The sequence below is a fragment of the Paracoccus sp. TRP genome, assembly GCF_000185925.1.
Lineage (GTDB): Bacteria > Pseudomonadota > Alphaproteobacteria > Rhodobacterales > Rhodobacteraceae > Paracoccus > Paracoccus kondratievae.
The window spans coordinates 102,648-122,708 of the sequence record NZ_AEPN01000007.1 but is presented as its reverse complement, the minus strand read 5'-3'; the positions used below and the strand labels follow the sequence as shown (position 1 = coordinate 122,708).

Annotated in this window: 18 protein-coding genes; 7 read left to right on the top strand and 11 right to left on the bottom strand. The window is 63.1% G+C overall.

Translation table 11 applies throughout. The features are described from left to right. Positions 1 to 41: 41 nt before the first annotated feature. The 9 genes from PARACOCCUSGL_RS0106555 to PARACOCCUSGL_RS0106515 all read right to left on the bottom strand — a co-directional run bounded on the left by PARACOCCUSGL_RS0106555 (position 42) and on the right by PARACOCCUSGL_RS0106515 (position 9,795). Positions 42 to 1,319, bottom strand: a complete 1,278-nt coding sequence (locus tag PARACOCCUSGL_RS0106555) for a D-tagatose-bisphosphate aldolase, class II, non-catalytic subunit (RefSeq protein ID WP_010394452.1) — start codon at positions 1,317 to 1,319, stop codon at positions 42 to 44. Positions 1,320 to 1,324: 5 nt separating this feature from the next. Next, positions 1,325 to 2,266: a sugar kinase gene (locus tag PARACOCCUSGL_RS0106550; protein ID WP_010394451.1), complete on the bottom strand. Its 942-nt coding sequence runs from the start codon at positions 2,264 to 2,266 to the stop codon at positions 1,325 to 1,327. A gap of 2 nt (positions 2,267 to 2,268) precedes the next feature. After that, positions 2,269 to 3,246, bottom strand: coding sequence for an ABC transporter permease (locus tag PARACOCCUSGL_RS0106545; RefSeq protein ID WP_010394450.1), 978 nt, complete (start codon positions 3,244 to 3,246; stop codon positions 2,269 to 2,271). Further along, the gene (locus tag PARACOCCUSGL_RS0106540; RefSeq protein ID WP_010394449.1) at positions 3,243 to 4,751 is read right to left on the bottom strand and encodes a sugar ABC transporter ATP-binding protein; all 1,509 of its coding nucleotides are present in this window, start codon (positions 4,749 to 4,751) and stop codon (positions 3,243 to 3,245) included. The genes PARACOCCUSGL_RS0106545 and PARACOCCUSGL_RS0106540 overlap by 4 nt, the downstream gene beginning before the upstream one ends. Before the next feature lie 62 nt (positions 4,752 to 4,813). Continuing rightward, positions 4,814 to 5,701 carry a substrate-binding domain-containing protein gene (locus PARACOCCUSGL_RS0106535; RefSeq protein ID WP_010394448.1) on the bottom strand — a complete coding sequence of 296 codons (888 nt, stop codon included), beginning with the start codon at positions 5,699 to 5,701 and terminating at the stop codon, positions 4,814 to 4,816. A 238-nt stretch (positions 5,702 to 5,939) separates the two neighbouring features. Continuing rightward, complete coding sequence (locus PARACOCCUSGL_RS0106530) at positions 5,940 to 6,977, bottom strand: iron chelate uptake ABC transporter family permease subunit (protein WP_010394447.1); 1,038 nt, start codon at positions 6,975 to 6,977, stop codon at positions 5,940 to 5,942. Further along, a complete protein-coding gene (locus tag PARACOCCUSGL_RS0106525; RefSeq protein WP_010394446.1) occupies positions 6,974 to 7,978 on the bottom strand; it encodes an iron ABC transporter permease in 1,005 nt (334 codons plus the stop codon). Before PARACOCCUSGL_RS0106525 ends, PARACOCCUSGL_RS0106530 begins: the two co-directional genes overlap by 4 nt. A gap of 8 nt (positions 7,979 to 7,986) precedes the next feature. Continuing rightward, positions 7,987 to 8,925, bottom strand: coding sequence for a Fe2+-enterobactin ABC transporter substrate-binding protein (gene fepB, locus PARACOCCUSGL_RS0106520; protein ID WP_010394445.1), 939 nt, complete (start codon positions 8,923 to 8,925; stop codon positions 7,987 to 7,989). A 9-nt stretch (positions 8,926 to 8,934) separates the two neighbouring features. After that, positions 8,935 to 9,795 carry a siderophore-interacting protein gene (locus PARACOCCUSGL_RS0106515; RefSeq protein ID WP_029371673.1) on the bottom strand — a complete coding sequence of 287 codons (861 nt, stop codon included), beginning with the start codon at positions 9,793 to 9,795 and terminating at the stop codon, positions 8,935 to 8,937. 156 nt (positions 9,796 to 9,951) lie between these two features. Here PARACOCCUSGL_RS0106515 and PARACOCCUSGL_RS0106510 point away from each other — a divergent pair, with 156 nt between their 5' ends. Beyond that, positions 9,952 to 10,734 (top strand): ABC transporter ATP-binding protein, encoded by a 783-nt coding sequence (locus PARACOCCUSGL_RS0106510; protein ID WP_010394443.1) that lies wholly within the window; start codon positions 9,952 to 9,954, stop codon positions 10,732 to 10,734. Here the strand turns inward: PARACOCCUSGL_RS0106510 and PARACOCCUSGL_RS0106505 are convergent, their stop codons facing one another. After that, positions 10,735 to 11,532 carry an IclR family transcriptional regulator gene (locus PARACOCCUSGL_RS0106505; RefSeq protein ID WP_010394441.1) on the bottom strand — a complete coding sequence of 266 codons (798 nt, stop codon included), beginning with the start codon at positions 11,530 to 11,532 and terminating at the stop codon, positions 10,735 to 10,737. 198 nt (positions 11,533 to 11,730) lie between these two features. Between PARACOCCUSGL_RS0106505 and PARACOCCUSGL_RS0106500 the strand changes: the two genes are divergently transcribed. Together PARACOCCUSGL_RS0106500 and PARACOCCUSGL_RS20340 are read left to right on the top strand one after the other, a co-directional pair. After that, entirely contained in the window at positions 11,731 to 13,809 is a 2,079-nt protein-coding gene (locus tag PARACOCCUSGL_RS0106500) for a TonB-dependent receptor (protein ID WP_010394440.1), read from the top strand. 115 nt (positions 13,810 to 13,924) lie between these two features. After that, the gene (locus PARACOCCUSGL_RS20340; protein ID WP_010394439.1) at positions 13,925 to 14,347 is read left to right on the top strand and encodes a LamB/YcsF family protein; all 423 of its coding nucleotides are present in this window, start codon (positions 13,925 to 13,927) and stop codon (positions 14,345 to 14,347) included. Between the two features lie 695 nt (positions 14,348 to 15,042). On the opposite strand, the gene PARACOCCUSGL_RS0106485 is transcribed toward PARACOCCUSGL_RS20340, so the two are convergent. Beyond that, on the bottom strand, positions 15,043 to 15,642 hold the full coding sequence (locus PARACOCCUSGL_RS0106485) for a hypothetical protein (RefSeq protein WP_010394434.1): 600 nt from the start codon (positions 15,640 to 15,642) through the stop codon (positions 15,043 to 15,045). Positions 15,643 to 15,724: 82 nt separating this feature from the next. On the opposite strand from PARACOCCUSGL_RS0106485, the gene pedF reads away from it, so the two are divergent. The 4 genes from pedF to PARACOCCUSGL_RS0106465 all read left to right on the top strand — a co-directional run bounded on the left by pedF (position 15,725) and on the right by PARACOCCUSGL_RS0106465 (position 20,052). Then, positions 15,725 to 16,411, top strand: a complete 687-nt coding sequence (gene pedF, locus PARACOCCUSGL_RS0106480; protein ID WP_029371668.1) for a cytochrome c-550 PedF — start codon at positions 15,725 to 15,727, stop codon at positions 16,409 to 16,411. 3 nt (positions 16,412 to 16,414) lie between these two features. Next, a complete protein-coding gene (locus PARACOCCUSGL_RS0106475; protein WP_010394429.1) occupies positions 16,415 to 17,194 on the top strand; it encodes a quinoprotein dehydrogenase-associated SoxYZ-like carrier in 780 nt (259 codons plus the stop codon). Beyond that, on the top strand, positions 17,191 to 18,138 hold the full coding sequence (locus PARACOCCUSGL_RS0106470) for a quinoprotein relay system zinc metallohydrolase 1 (protein WP_010394426.1): 948 nt from the start codon (positions 17,191 to 17,193) through the stop codon (positions 18,136 to 18,138). The genes PARACOCCUSGL_RS0106475 and PARACOCCUSGL_RS0106470 overlap by 4 nt, the downstream gene beginning before the upstream one ends. 63 nt (positions 18,139 to 18,201) lie before the next feature. Continuing rightward, on the top strand, positions 18,202 to 20,052 hold the full coding sequence (locus PARACOCCUSGL_RS0106465; protein WP_010394424.1) for a PQQ-dependent methanol/ethanol family dehydrogenase: 1,851 nt from the start codon (positions 18,202 to 18,204) through the stop codon (positions 20,050 to 20,052). Positions 20,053 to 20,061 lie beyond the last annotated feature (9 nt).

The following is a 20,061-nucleotide window of genomic DNA, read 5'->3' as shown; positions in this document are numbered from 1 at the left end:
AAACCTGATGGGCGGGGGCGTGTTTTCGCCACGGCGCACCCTCAGGGACAACAGGCAGCGACATAGTCCTGTGCCAACTTCTCGACTGCGGCCAGGACCAGATCGCGGGCGCGTGGTGGTAACCGGCCGGCACGCACATCGGGATAAAGACCTCCCAGATATTGGGAGATCAGCGTTTCGGGCAAATCGACCCCCTCAAGCAGCGCGAAAAGCGCGCTCACGGCCTGTTCGGCAGCAGGCTGTGGCCAGTAATAGCGGATGCGGTCGCTATACGAAAAATGGCGCTGCAATGCGCGCTCGGCGTCAGAGCCGTGATAGTAGCGGTCCCAGTTGCCGGGGGCGTCAAGCATCACCTCTTCCATCACCTCGCGCAGACGGCGGAGGTGCCGGTCGGGGAACAGTTCGCCGGCGATGGCATCAAGACCGTAAAGCGCCTCGCGCAGCACAAAGGTCAACCCGGGCCCAACCTTAAGGATGGCAAAGCCATCCCGGACCAGCGCCCCCAATGCCCCGCGGGTCTGATAATCGGTTGAATGCGCCTCGTACACCAGCCCGGGCATCCGGGCCAGCGCGGCGCTAAGATCACGCGCAGCCTCGGGGTCATAATCGACAACATTGTGGTTGCCGAACTCGACCCCCGGCTGGACCACGAGACCGATAACGCGGGCAAAAGCATCATCCTGACCGGCATCGGCAAAGGCCTGACGGTGCACCTGAAAGGTGGTCAGCGCCGCCTCGGGACTGGTGACCTCAAGCGTTTCGATTTCCTCCATCGCACCGCCCGGGATCGGGACTTCGGTGCCGATGATATAGACCGGGGCAATACCGTCCTGGGGACGCGCGGCCTCGGCTGCGGCTGCCAGCCGCGCGGCACGGGCGGCGGTAGTGGCGTCATCCAACGCCACCGGCTCACCCGCACAACCCATCGAGCAGTCGAGATGCAGCTTGGTAAAACCGGCGGCAGCAAAGGCGCGGATCATCACCTCGGCCTTTTCCATCGCCTGATCAGCAGGAAGGCTCTTCCACGGGTTCGGGCCCAGATGATCACCGCCAAGGATCAGCCGCTGCAACGGGAAACCAACGCGCGCCGCGATCTCTTCGACAAAGCGGCGAAAATCGGCGGGGGTCATGCCGGTATAGCCGCCGTCCTGATTAACCTGGTTGCAGGTCGCCTCGATCAGCAGCGGCAGGGGCGTTGGCAGGGTGCAGCGCATCGCCGCCTCGATCGCCAGCGGATGCGCGGTGCAGATCGAGGGGATGCCCGAGGGGCCGGGTCCGCCGCGCCATTCGGCGATGGACTTCAGGGGATTGTCGGTCATTGGTCTCAGCCTTTCCGTTCCGAAAGCAGCGCGTTCAGTTCCGCGCGGGTCGAGGTTCCCTCCATCGGGCCCAGCCGGGTGACGGCGCGGGCTCCGGCGGCATTGGCCAGATCAAGGGCCTGCGAGGGCTCTGCCCCCGCCAGCCACAGGCTGAGGAAGGCACCACCGAAAGTGTCGCCCGCCCCGGTCGGATCAACCTCATCCACCGGGAGCGGCGCAGCGTCGAGCCTAAGACCCTGCTGAAACAGGCTTGCACCAAGCGCGCCGCGTTTCACGACCACGGTGCGGATGCCGCGACCCAGCAGCGAGGCGATCACCGCCGCCTCATCCCGGGCGGGATCGAACAAAAACAGCTCTTCCCCCGAGGGCATGAACAGGTCGGTCATCGCCAGCACCACATCCAGCGCCTCGCGCATGCCGGGCGCGTTCAACAGCTCTGGCCGCAGGTTCGGATCAAACGAGATGGTACCGCCCCGCGCCTTGATACGCTGCGCCGCATCCATCACCATCGCCCCAAGCTCCGGCGCCGAAAAGGCCGAGCCCATGACGTGCAGATGGGTGCAGCTGTCGATCAGCGCCCCGGATGCCGGGGTCGGTCGCAGCTTGCCGCAGGCCGAATGGCGGATGTTATAGACAAAGGCGCGGCTGCCGTCCTCGCGGTATCGAACGAAGGCGCTGCCGGTGCTTTCGCCCGGTGCGATCTCGATCCCCGAGACATCGACGCCATCTGCCGCAAGCCGCCTGATATTCACCTGTCCGAAATCGTCATCGCCGACGCGCGAGACGATGGCACAGGCAGTACCCATCTTGCCGACCTGGTCGATAAAGATCGCCGGAGCGCCCGAGGGGAACGGCCCGACCAGCGGCTGTGCCTCAAGAAATCCGTTGCCGCGGGTGGTGGCGACGATCTCGACCAGAACCTCGCCGATTGTAAGAACCTTAACCATCTTTACCCCTGCCGCCGCTTGGCGCGCACGTCCAGCCAGACCGCAATCAGGATCACCAGACCCTTGACGATAAGCTGATAGAAATAGGGCACGGACAGCATGTTCATGCCGTTGTTCATCACCCCGATGATCAGCGCGCCGATCAGCGTCCCGACCATGGTGCCGACACCGCCGGCAAGACTGGTGCCCCCCAGAACCGCCGCCGCGATGGCGTCAAGTTCATAGCTCATGCCCGCATTGGTCTGGGCCGAGTAAAGGCGAGAGGAAAGCAGGATCCCCGAGATCGCCGCCATGACGCCCGAAAGGGTAAAGATGGCGATCTTGAGCCGGTCGACCTTGATGCCGGAATAAAGCGCCGCCTCGCGGTTGCCGCCGGTCAGATATGTACGACGGCCAAAGGTCGTGCGCGACAGCAGGACATGGTTGAAAATGAACAGGACCCCGACAATCCAGATGATGATCGGGATGCCTGCCAGCCGGTCGCTGCCGATGGCTGTCCATGACGCGTCCGAGATCATCGCCGGCGCACCGTTGGTCGGCAGGCTGACAAAGCCACGATAGATGCCCATGGTCGCGACGGTCACGATGAACGAGGGCAGAGCCAGCTTGGCGGTCAGCACCCCGTTAATCAGTCCCATCAGGGCCCCGGCCGCCAGTGTGAACAACAGCGCAGGAACAAAGCCCACGCCAAAGGCCAGCGCCTGTGCACCAGCCATCCCCGCAACGGCGATGATCGAGCCGATGGAAAGGTCGATTTCCCCCAGCAGGATCACCCAGGTCATGCCAAAGGCCGCAATCGCGACCACCGCTACCTGTTGCAGGATGTTGGTCAGGTTTGCGACCGTCATGAAACGTTCGTTCAGCAGCGTGAAGATCACGCAAAGCAGCACCAGCGACACAAGAATGCCGCCGTATTGATGCAGCGCCACGACAAGCTGCTGCCTGCCCGCGCGGGGTGTATTATCGGTCGTCTGGGTCATTGATGGGTTCCCGTTGCATGGGCCATGACGCGTTCGGGCGTCAGTTCGCTGCGCGCCAGCGTTGCCTTAAGGGCGCCTTCGGACATGATGGCGATGCGATCCGCGAGCCCCAGCACCTCGGGCAGTTCCGAGGACACCAAAAGGATCGCCGTTCCTTCGGCGGCCAGTTCGCGGATGATGCGATAGATTTCGAATTTCGCCCCGACATCGACGCCGCGGGTCGGCTCATCAAGGATCAGGACGCGCGGACGGGTCAGCAGCCATTTCGCCAGCACGATCTTTTGCTGGTTCCCACCCGACAAGGTGCCGGCAATGGTGTTAAGCGAACTGGTCCGGATGGCGAGGCGCCTTACCTCATCCAGCGCCGCGCGGCGTTCACGACCAAAGCGCAGAAAACCCGCGCTGCTTGCAAATTGCGGCAAGGCCGCCATCGAGATGTTCGGACGCACCGCCGCACCAAGGACCAGGCCTTCTTCCTTGCGGTTTTCGGTGACAAAGCCGATGCCTGCGGCAATGGCCTCGGCCGGGGAGCCGATGCGGGAAGGCTTGCCCCCAAGCAGGGCCTGTCCCGTATGCGCGCCCATGCCAAACAGGGCCTTCATCACCTCGGACCGGCCCGAGCCGATCAGGCCGAAAAAGCCCAGAATCTCACCGGGGCGAACGTCAAAGCTGATCTCGCGAAAGCCTGGACCGCTCAGCCCCTGCACCTCAAGCGCGGGCGCAACCTCGGGTCCGGGCGCAGGGGCAAGGCGCGGCGGATAGATCTCATCCATACGGCGGCCGACCATCAGGGTGATCAGCTCTTCAATCGAGGTTTCGTCCCGCTGACGCGTTGCTACATAGGCGCCATCGCGAATGACCGTAATGTCATCAGAGAGGCGCATGATCTCTTCCATCCGGTGCGAGATATAAAGGATCGCCGTCCCCCGCGCCTTGAGACGGTCAATGATGCGAAACAGGATCTCGGCCTCGGAATCCGACAGGGACGAGGTCGGCTCATCGAGGATCAGAACCTTGGCAGGACGGCTAAGGCCCTTGGCGATTTCAACCAGCTGGCGCTGCGCAATCGAAAGCCGGCCGACCTTGGCGTCAACATCGACCGGCAGCCCCAGATCGCGGACCAGCTCGGCCGCCCGCGCCCGCAGTTCGCGGTCGTTAATGAAACCCAGACGCGAGGGCTCGTGCATGGCCATGATGTTTTCGGCCACGGTCAGGTTGTTGCACAGGCTGAGTTCCTGAAACACGATGGCGATACCCTGGGCCGCCGCATCGCGCGGGCTTTGAGGCTGGTAGGGCCGGCCTTCCAGCCGCATCTCACCACCCGAGGGCGGATGCACCCCGACCAGAATCTTCATCAGGGTCGATTTCCCGGCCCCATTCTCGCCCAGAATAGTGTGGACACGGCCGGGCCGCACCTCAAGCCGCATGGACTTCAGCGCCTCGACCGGGCCGAAACGCTTGCTGACGTCGCGCATGGACAGCACGACGGGCGTTGCCTCGCTCATCCTCTTGCCCTCCAGGGGAAAGCGCGGGGCAAGGCCATAAGGCCGCGCCCCGCGCTGCTGGCTTATTTCCTGGTGTAAACGCCGGGCACGATGGGCTGTTCGGCCGGAACCTCTTTGCCCGCGATGACATCGACGGCGGTGTCGATCGCAGTCTTGCCCATCTCTTGCGGGAACTGCTGGATCACGCCGACCATGACCGGATTGGTGTCAACGGCGTTGCGGGCCTCTTCCATGCCGTCAAAGCCGATGACCCTGACCTGATCCTCAAGCCCGGCCGATTTGACCGCAACCGCCGCAGCAAGCGCAGCGTCATCGCCAAAACCAAAGATTCCGGTGATCTCGGGGTTCGCTTGCAGCATATTCTGGGACACGGCCAAAGCTTCGGCGCGGGTGATGCCGGTTTGCTGTGCGACAATTTCGATCTCGGGGTGGGACTCGAGCGCCTTCTTAAAGCCTTCGACCCGGGCGACGACCGATTGCACGGTCGGATAGTCGATGATCGCAACCTTGCCCTTGCCGCCCAGAACCTCGGCCATCAGCTCACCAGCTTTGACGCCGCCGGTGTAGTTGTCGGTACCGATATGCGAGGTCACCTTGGCCTCGGCTGCGGGGACGTCCACGGTCACGACCTTGATGCCGGCCGCGTCGGCCTTGGCAATCGCCGCCGCCACGCCCTGGCTGTCCACGGGCGAAATCACGATGACATCGACGCCCTTGACGATAAAATCCTCGACATCCGCAAGCTGTTTGTTCAGGTCCTGGTTAGCGATGCTGACTTCCAGGGCCACGCCTTTGGCCTTGGCCTCGCCCTTCATCGCATCGGCCAGCTCGATATAGAACGGATGCTGCTGGGTCAGCAGCGAGGCGCCGATGCCGTCAGCGAATGCAGCGCCACCCATGGTCAGGGCAACAGTGGTCAACAGCGCCGGGAGCGCTTTCTTGAAGGTCATGGAATCCTCCCAGGATCTCGCATTTCGAGGAGAGTTAGGTCGGCACGCCCGACTGTCCACCGAGGCTCCTCCCCACGGCGGTTCAGGGAAAGTTAGGCAAATAATTTACGCGTGTCAAATTTAAAGTTTGTTCGCGGTGATGCTGATAAAAACTTCTGCGCATCCATCTGATTCATCATCATAATCTGCCCGGGACAGGCATTGGATCGCGCCAAACCACCCGCACCTTCCTTTCTGCTCAGCGCTCGCGCATAAGAACCCATAGCAGATAGAATCCACCACATAGTCCGGTCATCGTGCCGATGGGCAGCATCAGCCCAAAGGGCGCGCGCTGGCTTAAAAGATCCGCCGCCATCAGCAGACAAGCCCCGGTCAGCGCGCCCGAGATCAGCGGCACCTCCGCCACGCGCGTCAGGCGTCGTGCGATCTGCGGCCCAGCCAGCGCGATAAAGGCGATGGGCCCGGCGCTGGCGGTCGCAACTGCCGTAAGCCCCACCGCCGCAATGACCAGCATCGCCCGGTTGCGCGCAATATTCACGCCAAGCTGTACGGCCATTTCATCACCCAGCTCCATGATTGCAAGACGGCGCGCGTTCAGCACCAATGGCGGCACGAACAGCGCAAGCCCTGCAGCGACGGGCCAGACATGCGCCCAGCCACGCGCGTTCAGCGAACCGGCAAGCCAGATCTGAGCCGACATAGCCCGATCAAGGTTACCCATCACCATCAGCAGGTTATTGACGCCCGTCATCACTGCACCAATGCCGATACCGATCAGGATCAGCCGATAACCACCACCCGTGCCGCCGCGGCCACCGCGCGACAAAGCCAGTACCACCAGCGCTGTCGCCAGTCCCGCACCCACCGCAGCAGAAGCAACCTGAAAAGCCCCGGCATTGAACAGGATAATCTGCAAAAGCGCACCAGTCGCCGCGCCGGTGGTGAAACCGATCACGTCAGGGGAACCCAGCGCATTGCGCGACAGCGACTGAAACACCGCCCCCGCCATGCCAAGCGAAGCACCGACCAGCGCACCAGTCAGCACCCGAGGCAGGCGAATACCGTGCAGGACACGGGCAACCTTAGGCTCGGCAGATAGGCCGGCCAGCCCCTCGACCACCTGTATCGGGGATAAGGCCATGGTGCCGGTCCCAAGCAGCAGCAGCCCCAGCACCAGGCAGGCGGATGCAAGCACCACACAGACCGCAACGGCACGCGGTCGCCACAAAGTCGACAGGCGGCCAAGCCGCAGCAAACGGGCACCGGGCAGAATCATAGCCGCGCCACACGAAAGCGCCGCACGATATGGATAAAGAACGGTGCGCCAAGAATGGCCGCGACTATCCCGGCCGCCACCTCGGCAGGAGCGGCAACGACACGGCCGATGATATCTGCCCCGAGCAGCACCGCTGCCGCGAAAAGCGCCGACAGCGGCAGCACCCGGCGATTGTCTGGCCCGGCAAGCGCACGGGCGATATGTGGCGCGACCAACCCGACAAATCCAATTGGGCCGGCAGCAGCGGTTGCCGCCCCGGCAAGGATCATTACCGACACGCAGGCAAGCGCCCAGAACCGTGATGCACGCAGCCCCAGTGCCCGGCCCGCGTCGTGCCCCAACGCCATGGCGTTCAGCCCCGGCGCAAGAATTAATGCCAGTGCGCCCCCCAAGGCCAGCGCGCCGCCCATGGTCAGGGCGACCGCCCAGCCCCGTCCGTCAAGCGCACCAGAACCCCAGTTGCGAAACAGGTCCAGCACCTCAAGCCCCGAATTCAGAATTACCAGATTAGCCGCCGCGCCGAGCAGGACCGAGACCCCCGCCCCCGCCAGCACCAGCCTGACCGGATCGGTCCCGCTTTCATGGGCGCGTCCCAGCAGGAACACCGCGCCCCCCGCAAGCCCTGCACCCAGAACGCCGAACCAGACATATTGCGCCATCTGCGTCAGCCCAAAGCCTGAGGCGCCAAGGACCACCGCAATGGCCGCGCCGGCATTGACGCCCAGCAGGCCCGGCTCGGCCAGGGGGTTGCGCGTCACAGCCTGCATGACCGCCCCGGCCAGTCCCAGCGCCGCCCCGGCAAAGATCGCCAGCAACATGCGTGGCAGGCGTAGTTCGCGCACCACCAGATGCAGGTCATTGCCCGGATCAGGGTCAACCAACGCCCACACCACCTGCGCCACCGGCACGGGGCGTGAGCCGATGGCAAGGCTCGCCATCGCCAATAGGGTCAGCACAGCAAGCCCCACCGCATATTGCCTGCCGGCAGGCAAGGAATGCACAAGTGGCCTCATTTGCGAAAATAGGGCGCGACCGTCTCGATAATCTGCAGGGCCGAGTAATAATCGACCCGGAACGAATGCGGCCCCAGCGGATACACCCTCCCTTCACGCACCGCAGGCAGGTTCGCCAGCACCGGATCGGCGATGAACTCTTGCACCGTCCTTTCGGTCCCGTTCAGCAGAAAGACGCTGTCTCCGGCAATCGCGGCGGACAGGTTCTCATGCGAGACGAAATCGAAATCTGCCGAACGCGAAACCTCGCCACGCATCACCTGCGGCAGACCGGCAATGGAAAAGCCAAGCGCCTTAAGGACACGCGCCTGCGGGCTGTCGGGTGTGCTGACCGCATAGGTGCCCGCAAAGTTGTAAGAAACGATGCTGGCATCTCCCGCAGGCAAGACCAGTCCCGCCCGCGTTTCGGCCGCCTGTCGGGCAAAATCCCCGGTCACTCGGGCGGCATCCTTTTCATGCCCGGTGGCACGGCCAAGGGTGCGTGCCAGATCCTCCCACCCGTCATTTGCGTAATCCAGCACAACCACCGGCACATTCTGCGCCCGGAGCTGTTCAAGATAGGGCAGGATATTGTCGCCCCCTGTCGATGAGGCGACGACAAGGTCCGGCTCCTGCAACATCAGCGCCTCGATGTCGAAATCAAGGTTCGGATACAGGACCTCGACCCCGCGCTGGTCAGCCACCGCCGCCCATTGCAGGAAAAAGCCCTTATCGTCAGTCAAAGGCCCAATCAAAGCCGATGCGGTCGCAGCAAGCGGTGCATCAATGGCCAGCAGGATGCCGGTCAGGCTGGGCGAGGTCGAAACGATATGCTGCGGAGGTTCGGCAATGGTCACCTCTCCCAAAGCGTCGGTGATCTTGCGCGGCCAGCCCTCGGCGTACGCCACGGCGGGCAGGACAAACGCAAGGATCAGCGGGACCAGACGGATGAGCATGGGTTTTCCTCAGATCGGAAGTTCAGCGTCATCAAGGTCTTCCAGCCGCAGGCCGCGCCGACGGATCTCGGCATATTCGCGCAGCCTGATCCGGTCGATCTCTGAGCTGCTGGAGCCATGCTTCCAATAGCCGAAGACCCGTACATCGTCGCGACCAAGTCCGAGAGCACGGAAATGGTTGCGAAACTCACGCATCTCCTGCCGCTCGCCCGCAGCCCAAAGGGTCCAGCCCCCGGGCGCAGAGATCGCCTGCCGGGCGGCAGCAAAAAGCGCGCCGGTAGTGCCGGCCGGACGGGCGCGGCGGATCAAATGATAATCAAGTCCCGCAAGGCGCGGCAGTTCCTCGAACGCTTCAGGATCAGAGGTCTCGATCCACAGGCTGCCGGAAACACCATCCGGCCACGCATCAAGGATGGCGAAAACGGCGGGGATCGCAGTTTCATCAGCAAAAATCGCCACGCGCTTACCGGGTGCAAAGCCGGGAACAAGGTGCTGGCGCGGGCCGATCATATGGACCCTTGTGCCGGGTCCTGCAGCCCGCAGCCAACGCATCGCAGGACTGTCGTCATCATGGATCACGAAGTCGATTTCGACCATGCCGGAACGCGGGTCAAAGCTGCGGATCGTATAGATGCGCGAGACCGGGCGTTGCCCCTCGGGGGTCTCGACTTCGATGCGGACGGCTACATTTGCGGCACCCCAGGCCTGTGGATCATGCGCATCAATCCGACCCACCACCCGCGCGACCGAGGGAAAGGGGCAGAGGATCGCGACCACCTCAAGCATGACGCGGTCCATGTCACGCATGTGATCTGGCTGCGCAAGCAGACCTTCGGGGTCTTCGACGGATTCGGGGTTCAGGCTGGCCATGGCATCCTTTCCGCCCGGGGTCGGGCGCGGGTCTGAAAAGCAGGGATGGCTGATCGCCGGACCGGTCTCTGGCGCAATGGCTGAAACCATATTGCAGAGCATATTCCGCAATGCAATACACATGCCGCAAAGAAACACCCCAACGGAGACGCGGGAATGTCCTACCGCCTGCACGCCGATGCGGTCACGCTGCGCTATCAGGCGCAGCCGGTGTCGGAAAATCTGTCGCTGGCGATCCCGGACGGATCATTCACCGCCATCGTCGGCCCGAATGCCTGCGGCAAGTCGACACTGCTGCGCGCGCTGGCCCGGCTGCTGACCCCGGATGCCGGGCAGGTGGTTCTGGACGGCAAGGCGATTCTCAGCCTGCCGACGCGCGAAGTGGCGCGGCGATTGGGCCTTTTGCCCCAGTCGCCGACCGCACCCGATGGGCTGACAGTGGCCGAACTGGTCGCGCGCGGGCGTTTCCCGCATCAGGGCTTTTTGCAGCAATGGTCGCCGGGGGACGAAACCGCCGTTCGCGCCGCACTGGACATGACCGGCACACTATCGCTCGCCGCGCGCCCGGTGGCCGAACTTTCGGGGGGTCAGCGCCAGCGGGTCTGGATCGCCATGGTGCTGGCACAAGAGACCGGGATTTTGCTGCTGGACGAACCGACAACCTATCTGGACATCGTACATCAGGTCGAGTTGCTGGACCTTCTGGCCCGGCTGAACACGCAGGGCCGCACCGTGGTCGCGGTGCTGCACGAGCTGAACCTGGCCTTTCGCTATGCCTCGCATCTGGTGGCGATGAAGGATGGCGCGGTGGTGGCCGAGGGCGCGCCCGAAAACATCGTCTCCGAGGCGATGATCGAGCAGGTCTTTGGCCTTGCCGCGCTGGTTCAGGCCGATCCGCTGACCGGGCGGCCAATGGTCATTCCGCGCCCGCGCGACTGATCAGTCAAAGGCGCTTTGCCCACCGGTGGCGCGGTTGATAAGCCGCGCTGCATCACGCAGCGCCACACTGGCATGGGGCGAATCAAGCTTACCCAGATTGCCCGCCGTGGTGACGACGCAGATCAGCTCCCCCTGTGCATCAAGGATCGGGGCCGCCTGCCCGGTCACATTGGACAAAAGATGGCTCGTCAGCTCGGCCCAGCCCTCGCTGCGGATACGGTTGATCACCGCCTTGCCGGGCGGGGTGCCGCGGAAACTCACAGGCTGCAAGCGCCGCGCCGCCTCGATCTGCGCGCGGGGCAGAAAGGCCTGGAATACCAGCCCGCAGGCGGTGTTATCGACCGGCAGCACATCGCCAAGGCTGATCGCGGTAATCGCGAAATGGGCGCTGCGAAACCAGCGCACGATGGTCGGGCCGCGCTCGGTCCAGATGCAAACCCCGGCGCTAAGCCCATGGTTCTCGGTCAGTTGTTTCATCTGCGAGCCCGCGATCTCGACCGCGTCGATACGGCGCAACGCGGCAACGCCAAGACTTAGCGAGGCCGGGCCAAGGTCATAGCGGCTGGAGACCGGATCCTGCACCGCCAGCCCTTCTTTAACGAGGCTTTGCATATAGCGATGCGCGGTCGAACGGCTGGTGCGCGACAGCTGGGCGATCTCGGTCAGGGCAAGCGACCGTTCGGCCCCGGCAAGAATGTTGAGAAACCGCATCGCAACCGAGATCGACTGGATCGTCCCCGACCGTTTCTGCCGCGAGAGCTTCGCATCCTTATCAAGGAAAGGCTCGAACTCCACCATCGGATGTTTCTCCTGTGCTCGCGGCTGGTACCCATGACAGGCACGTGACAGCCGCGCAACACTAGCGCGCCGAGCAGCCATTAGCAAAGTGCCCGGCATATGGCCGATTGACATGCAGAACGCATTGCGCAATGTGGAACAGGAAATGCCAGCGAGTTCCCCGCGCCAGCCAGCACAACGCGACCAGCCGAGGAACCAATGTCCCACAGATATCGCCACCGCCAGCTGACGCAAACAGTCAGTCTGGTCACGCTTATTGCCGCAGCACCCCTTTGCGCGCAGGAGGCGCCTTCCGACACCATCACGCTCGACACCATCGTCATCACCGGCGACAACATCACTCGCGACCTGAAAGAGACCGCAAGCTCAGTCTCGGTGGTGACCTCGGGTGAGATCGAAAAGGAAAAGGCCGGCAAGACCGAGATTCGCAGTGTGATCGCCGGCACACCCAACGTGATCTATACCGACAATGTCAGCACGCCGGTCATTCGCGGACAGGACGCGCAGGGACCGCATACCGGGGCAAATGCATTCTTTGCCGGATCGGTGCCGCGGGCGACGATCAACCTGGACGGCCATTACCTAAGCTATAATGAACTGTATTTTGGCGCGACCTCGACCTGGGATGTGGATAGTGTCGAGGTGTTCCGGGGGCCGCAGACCACCTCGCAAGGCGCCAACGCCATCGCCGGGGCGATCATCGTCAACACCAAGAACCCAAGCTTTACCCCCGAGGGCGCCTATCGGCTGGAGGGCGGCGACTACAATCAACGTGCGGCCTCGTTCATGTGGTCAGGTCCGCTGAGCGAAGAGTTGGCCGCCCGTATCTCGCTGGATTATTCGGCACGCGACACTTTCATCGACTATGTCGGCTCGAACTTCATCCAAAACGACATCGGGCAGGACTTCCTGAACGCGAATGCGCGGTTAAAGCTGCTGTGGCAACCGGCCGACCTGCCGGGCCTGTCGGCCAGGCTGACCTACAGTCACAGCCGGATGAAGCGCCCCAGCGCCGAGGGCGCGGCCGAGCCCTATGACAAGCTGCAATCCATCACCACCTGGATGCCAGGCTGGGATCAGACCACTGACACGGCAATCCTTGATGTCGATTACGACCTGGGCAACGGGATCAGCGTCAGCAGCAAGACGCAATATTCGACCTCGGATGTCGAACGCCGCGTCGGCACCCCGACCATGGGGGACGCCAATGTCTCACAGGACAATTACTCAAACGAAAGCAAGCTGACCTTCGGTATGCCCGAAGATAAGGTCAGCGGCGTCGCAGGTGTCTATGTCGCTTTCACCGATCAGGACGAGTGGCTGAACCAAGGGGGCATCTCGACCTTCCGCGACAAGAAATCCAACCTTGGCCTTTATGGTGAACTGAACTGGCGGCTGGACGAACGCTGGACGCTGTCGGCGGGGCTGCGCTACCAGCGCGACCATATCCGCCGTCAGGGCGACGTCTCGCCGCTATTTGCCAAAAGCGACGTAGATTACGATGAAACTTTCGACGTTTTCCTGCCCAAGCTGTCGCTGACCTATGAGGTCACACCAGACTGGAACGTCGGCGCGCTGATCAGCAAGGGCTACAACCCCGGCGGCGTATCGCTGGACTTTGGCTATTCGAAAGAATGGACCAAATTCGACGCCGAGACCGTCTGGAACTATGAGCTCTTTACCCGCGCCGAGTTGATGGAGGGGCGGCTGATGCTGACCGGCAACCTCTTCTACATGGATTACAGCAACGCCCAGCACAACATCGCCCATCTGGTCGATGGCGTGACCTATCTGCAAACGGTCAACGCACAGGACGCCCGCGCCTATGGGCTGGAACTGGGTGCAGACTGGCGCGCAACCGATGCGCTGACCCTGCGCGGCAGCCTTGGCTTGCTGCATACCGAGTTTGAGCGTTTCGATCAGATTCCCGCCTATGAGGGTAATGAATTCGCCCGTGCGCCCGGCAGGATGCTGACCCTCGGCGCAAGCTGGGACGCGACCGACCGGCTGAACCTTGGCGGACAGCTACGCTATGTCGACGGCTATTACTCGAACACCGCCAATACTCCGGCATTCGAGGTTGATGGCTATACCCTTGTCGATCTGAACGCGAGCTGGCGGATCAACGACAAGGTCGAGCTTTACGGCTATGTCAACAACCTCTTTGACGAACGCACACCCACCTTGCTCGAAGCGGCACGTGGCAATACGGTTTTTACTCAGGCCAGCATGACCTCGCCCCGCATGGTCGGTATCGGCATTCGCGGCACCTTCTAGGCGACCGCGTGACAGATCCGGGCCGGCGCCGTCGTGGCGCCGGCTTTCTTTGACCAGGCGGGAGGAATAATGCGCCGGCCAAGACTTTGCATCGACATGTCCGTGTCTCGCCCACATGGCTTGGCAACCCTGCCGTCGCAGAGACCTCGACGCGGGCAACAATGGATCTGACCCCGAAATCTCATTCCCCGTCCTGCCCGGCAGTGCGCTGGAAAAGGCCGCGCTGGCACGCAGCGGCAATGTGATCCGGCTGTTTCTGGCTGATCGGGGATATCTTGAAAATGGCCAGCTTGCCCCGTGCAGCCAGCCGGAGGCGGCGATCCACGACCTCGCGCAGGTAGTGGCCCGTGTCATGCGCGTCGTTCGCGACGGCCAGGTCGAAACGGTCCGGGGTACCGTCATCCCGATGCCAGAGCAGTCGATTCTGATCCACCCGGACACATCGGGCGCGGTCGGACTGGCCCGGCGCCTGCGTGAAGGCATCTCCACGGGCGGTGTGACCATTGCGCCCCTGACCCGCCACATTCCGGGCCCCTGAACCCCAATGAAAGAAAGACGACAATGGCATTTTCGGACTACAAGACAGCATTGCTGACAGGCACTTCGGGCGCCGCCGCGTGCGGGTGATCTGGATCAGCCCCGGCCGGGTCGAGCCCGATATCTTTGCCCATGCCGAAAAGATTCCTCCGGCCGAAGCAAGATCTCTGTGTCGATAATGCCTCCAGACGGCGCCGAGGTGACGTAAGGAAGCGGCGCCGTCGCTGACTTTGGACAGCCCCTTTTTCGATTCTGGCCATGAGATCCCCTGTTGCAGCTCTGACTGCTCAGCTGATCACAGTACTGGCTGTCACACGGACCCACCTGTAGCCCGTTACTTCCAGATATCTGATGCCAGAATATGTAATTAATATCATTTATTTGCACATTTATCCGCCCCTTGGGAAAACCCCTTGGGAAATAAGCCAAAGCCCACCTCTGTTTCACAAGCGGTAAACCCGCCGTGAAGACGGAAACCCAGCGCCCGACAAGACGTTATTGCACCGTTGTAGACAGTGGCGAGTACGGGGCCGGCCCGCGTTACCGGCGACCAGAGATAAACAAGCTCCAGCGTCAAAACTGCTGGCCGGACAATCTGGTTTGCCGAGACTTGACTGACCCTGACCCGACTGCTGCACAGCATCAGGATGGCTGGGGCAAACCCATATCCAGCGCCCGGGCAACTCCAACCTGACGTTATTCGCGCCGATATGGTTCGGGCCGCGTTTCGACAAGTGGCAGCCCGGCATCCGCCCAGGCATCCACCCCGCCCGAAAACCAGCCCAGATTGGTATAGCCCAGCGCCGCAATCCGTTTGGTCGCATTCCAGCTGAGCCAGCAATCCAGCTTGCAGAACAGGATCAGCCCCGCTTCGCGATTGCCGCCCGTAATGCGCTGCAGGCTCGCGTCCAGATAATCGCTCTGCCATGGCTCCAGCTGGCCCCATCCGACCACCGGAAGCCAGTGCGCACCGGGCAGCGAAAGATGCCGCTCGGGCATGATCCATTCTCCGTCATCGCCGATCTCAAAGATGCGCGCACCCATGACATCGACGGGCGTCCAGCCCCTGGCGACCAGCGCCTGAACCTCGGCAATATCCAGCGTCCGCGCACCGGGCGCTGTATCAGGCACGGGGGCGCGATAACTGTCGATCCGGTAGCCGTCACTACCGAACAGCGCCTTTGGCTCAGCCAAAGCGACCAAAGGAAAAAGCCCCGCCAGAAGCAGGAGAAATGCCCCGATTCTGGGGCGAAACGGCAGGGTCCGGCCCCTGCGCGGCATGTGCAATACGACCATGGCACAATTTACCCTCTCTCGATCTCAAGGAAATTTGACCAGGACAGAGCACACACCGGATATGCGCGAAGGACTTTGGAACATGACCAGCAGGATAAGCAAGATATTTCCTCTTGCCCTATCACTCGCATTCTGGGCGCCGATGGCGCTAGGCCATGGTGACACCGCCCCGCAGGCAGTCGACACCACTGGTCTGCCCGAATTGCCGGCCGAGATGGCGACCCAAAACCCTTGGCGCGAAGCCGAAGGAGAGGTCCTGTTCAAGGCTGTAGAAATCGGTGCCAAAGGATTTAACAGCAACTGCGCCCGCTGCCACGGGCTGGAGGCGATTTCGGGCGGGCTTGCGCCGGACCTGCGCTTTCTTGAGGCCAGTGAATATGGTGATGAGTGGTTTTTGGACCGCATCCTGCACGGCTATGAACAGAATGGCGCGGTCAAGATGCCGCCTTTCGAAGGCATCCTGAACCAGCAAGCGATCTGGGCGATCCGTACCTATATCGAGACCCGCCCCGATGCCGATGCGATAGCCGGGAAAAGCACCGAGATCGCTGCGCTGTACGACAAGGTCAAAGCGCTGCCCCCGGATACGGGCGAGGATCAGATCGCCGCGCTTGCCCAGGAGTTGGAGACCGCCGGCAGCGGCTTTGAGGCACTCTCGGGCGCGCCGCGCACTGTGACCGTGCTGGATCAGGCGGCACATATCCTGCGCGGCGGGGCTTCGCACGCACCTGCCGCCGCCGAGCTGATCCAGAGCGTTCTGAGGAAATAGGGCATGGCGCTGTTGACGGACATCCTGCCCGGCGCGGCCTCTCCGCCCCTGCTGACCGGCAAAACCGGACCGGCGGCCGTGGGGGGCGACGCGTTCGACAGCGGCATGTGGCCGTCACACAGGCAGGAATTTCTGGGCGATCCGGCGGTCTGGCGCAATGACCCGGCCGTCACCGTCCTTGCGCCGGGCGCGGCCGAGGATTCCAGCCATGTCCCCTTTCTGATCGACGCAACCGCCGTCACCCAGCCAATCCGGCGCATCGTCGTCACCATCGACTACAGCCCCTTTCCCAAGGCCATCGTCTTTCACCCCGGACGCGCCCTGCCCTTGTTGGGCTTTGGCGTGAAATACGAGGTCGGTGGGGCCCTGCGCGCCTCGGCCGAGACCGGGGCCGGTGAATGGCTGGTTGGTGCGGCCTATGTCAGCGCGCTTGGCGGCGGCTGCAGCGCCCCCGCCGCCGCGCATCAACGCCCCGACTGGCAAGAAGGGTTTGGCGAATTGCGCGCCCGGCTCTGGCCTGAAACCGGGCGTCTGCGGATGCGGCTGCGCCACCCGCAGGACACCGGCCTTGCCGACGGCATTCCGGCCCATCACCTGACCGAGCTTGCGCTGCTTGATGCCTCGGGGGCGGAAATCGCCACGCTTGAGCTGCATGAGCCGTTAGAGGAAAATCCGGCGCTGACCTTTCTGTTGCCCCCCGATCTGGCGCGCGGACCGGTCATTATCCATGCCCGCGACAATCTGGGATACACCTTCGAAGGCAAGGTGGAGGCCACGCCATGACAGCGTTGTCCCGACGTGCCCTTCTGGCTGGATCCGCTGCGCTTGTCCTGCAGCGACGCGCCTTTGCCCAGCCGCGCAGCTACGGCCTGCAACCCTTTGAGGTCGCGGACGGCATCTGGATGATCGAGGGCCGGCGCGAGGTCTTCAGCCGCGAAAACGGCGGCGATATCGTCAATATCGCGCTGCTCGCGACGGATCAGGGTGCGATCATCGTCGACAGCGGCTCGACCGTCGCCATGGGGACCGAGATCCGCGCCTTTGCCGAACAGCGGCTGGGCGGGCTGGCGGCGACGATCAACACCCATCACCACCCTGACCATTGGTTCGGCAACGCGGCCCTGGCCGACCGCCCGTTGCTGGCACTGGCAGAGACCGCCGCGACCTGCCGCGAATACGCCCAGGATTATGCCGAGACGCTGTATTCGATCCTTGGCAGTTGGATTTCCGGCACGCGCACGACGCCAGCGACCGGCAATATCGACCCTGGCACAAGCCAGATCGGGGGGCGGGCGCTGCGGATGATCCCGCTTGCCGGTCACACCTCGGCCGACCTTGCCATCCTTGATGAGGCGACCGGTGTGCTGATTGCCGGGGATCTGGTGTTTCTCGACCGGGCACCAAGCCTGCCTGACGCGGATTTCGCGACCTGGCTTGCGTCGCTGGATCAGCTTGAGGGGCTGGGCAGCGCAGGGGTGGTGCCGGGTCATGGCAGCTATCACCGCACAGGCGAAGGGATCACGCAGACCCGCGCCTATTTACAGGTCACGCGCGAACGACTGCGGATGGCTGCCGAACTGGGCCTGACGCCGGTTGAAACGATGGCTGCCGGCCCTGCCCCCGAATTCGCCGGGCTGGGAGCCAATCCCGAAGAATACCTGCGCTCGGTCGTGCGTCGCTTTGGCGACCTTGAAACCGGGGCTCTGCCGGTCATCGGCAGCGCCTGAAGCTTGGACGGACAAGGCACCCGACGCGGGCAACCCCGTCGTTCATGTGTAGGAGGAGACTGCATGAATCGCTTTTTGAAACTGACCTCGGCCAGCGTCCTGGCCCTGACCTGCGCAGTGGCGCTGGCGCAGGCCGAAACCAGCCCCGTCACGTGGGAGGACATCCTGAACGATGCCGAAACCACCGATGACGTCCTGATGTACGGGATGGGGGTCAAGGCGCAGCGTTTTTCGTCGCTTGACCAGATCAGCACCGAAACGGTCAAGCACCTGCGCCCGGCATGGTCTTTTTCCTTTGGGGATGAAAAGCAGCGCGGGCAGGAAACTCAGGCGCTGGTCCATGACGGGGTGATCTATGTCACCGGCTCATATTCCCGGATGTGGGCGCTGGACGCCAGGACCGGCAAACGGCTGTGGAAATTCGAGGCCCGCCTGCCCGAAGATATCCGCCCCTGCTGCGACGTGATCAACCGCGGCGCGGCGATCTATGGCGACAAGGTGTTCTTTGGCACGCTGGACGCCAGCATCTACGCGCTGAACAAGGACACCGGGAAAGTGGTCTGGCGTCAGAAGTTCGAGGACCACAAGATCGGCTATACGATGACCGGCGCTCCGACCATCGTGAAGGATAAAGAGACCGGGCGCGTCATGCTGATCCATGGCAGCTCGGGCGACGAATTCGGCGTGGTGGGCAAGCTTTATGCCCGCGATGTCGACACGGGCGAGGAAATCTGGATGCGGCCCTTTGTCGAAGGGCACAAGGGTACGCTGGCCGGGGCCGAAGGCACGGTCACCGGCGATCCTGCCGCGCCAAGCTGGCCCAACAATCCCGACGGAAGCAAGGTCGAAGCATGGAGCCACGGCGGCGGTGCGCCCTGGCAATCGGCAAGCTATGATCCCGAAACGAACACCATCATCGTCGGTGCCGGCAACCCCGCGCCGTGGAACACCTGGGCGCGCACGCCGGGCGACAGTCTCTATACCTCGGGACAGGCTTACGTCGATCCGACGAACGGCGAGCTGATCGGCTTTTACCAGCACACCCCGAATGACGCCTGGGATTTCTCGGGCAACAACGAGATCATCCTGTTCGACTACAAGGACAAGGATGGCAACGTCCATCGCGCCGGGGCCCATGCCGACCGCAACGGCTTCTTCTATGTCACCGACATCGACGCCCTGTCCAAACGGGGCGGCGAGATCAACCGGCCGACGGCGCTGCTGAACGCCTTCCCCTTTGTCGACGGCATCACCTGGGCCAAGGGCATCGACCTTGAGACCGGCCGCCCGATCGAGGTCGAGGGCCAGCGCCCGCCCCTGCCCGCCGAGGGTGAAACCAAGGGCGCAAGCATCGAGGTCTCGCCTCCCTTCCTTGGCGGCAAGAACTGGAACCCGATGTCTTACAGCCCCAAGACCGGCCTGTTCTACGTCCCGGCCAACCACTGGACCGAGGATTACTGGACCGAGAACGTCACCTATCAGGCCGGTGCCGCCTATCTGGGTCAGGGCTTCCGCATCAAGCGGCTTTACGAAGACCATATCGGCACGCTGCGCGCCTTTGACCCGGCCACCGGCGAAAAGAAGTGGGAGCATAAAGAGGAATTCCCGCTTTGGGCCGGCACGCTGGCCACAGCAGGCGATCTGGTCTTTACCGGCACCTCGGACGGTTTTGTGAAAGCCTTCCACTCTGAGACCGGCGAAGAGCTGTGGAAGTTCAATACCGGCTCGGGCATCGTCTCGTCCCCGATCACCTGGGAAATGGACGGCAAGCAATATCTGGGCATCGCCTCGGGTTATGGCGGCGCGGTGCCGCTGTGGGGCGGCGACATGGCTACGCTGACCACTCAGGTCAGCCAGGGCGGCTCGTTCTGGGTGTTCGAGATCCCGGACGACCTGATGACCGCAACCAAGTAGCGCCGGGCT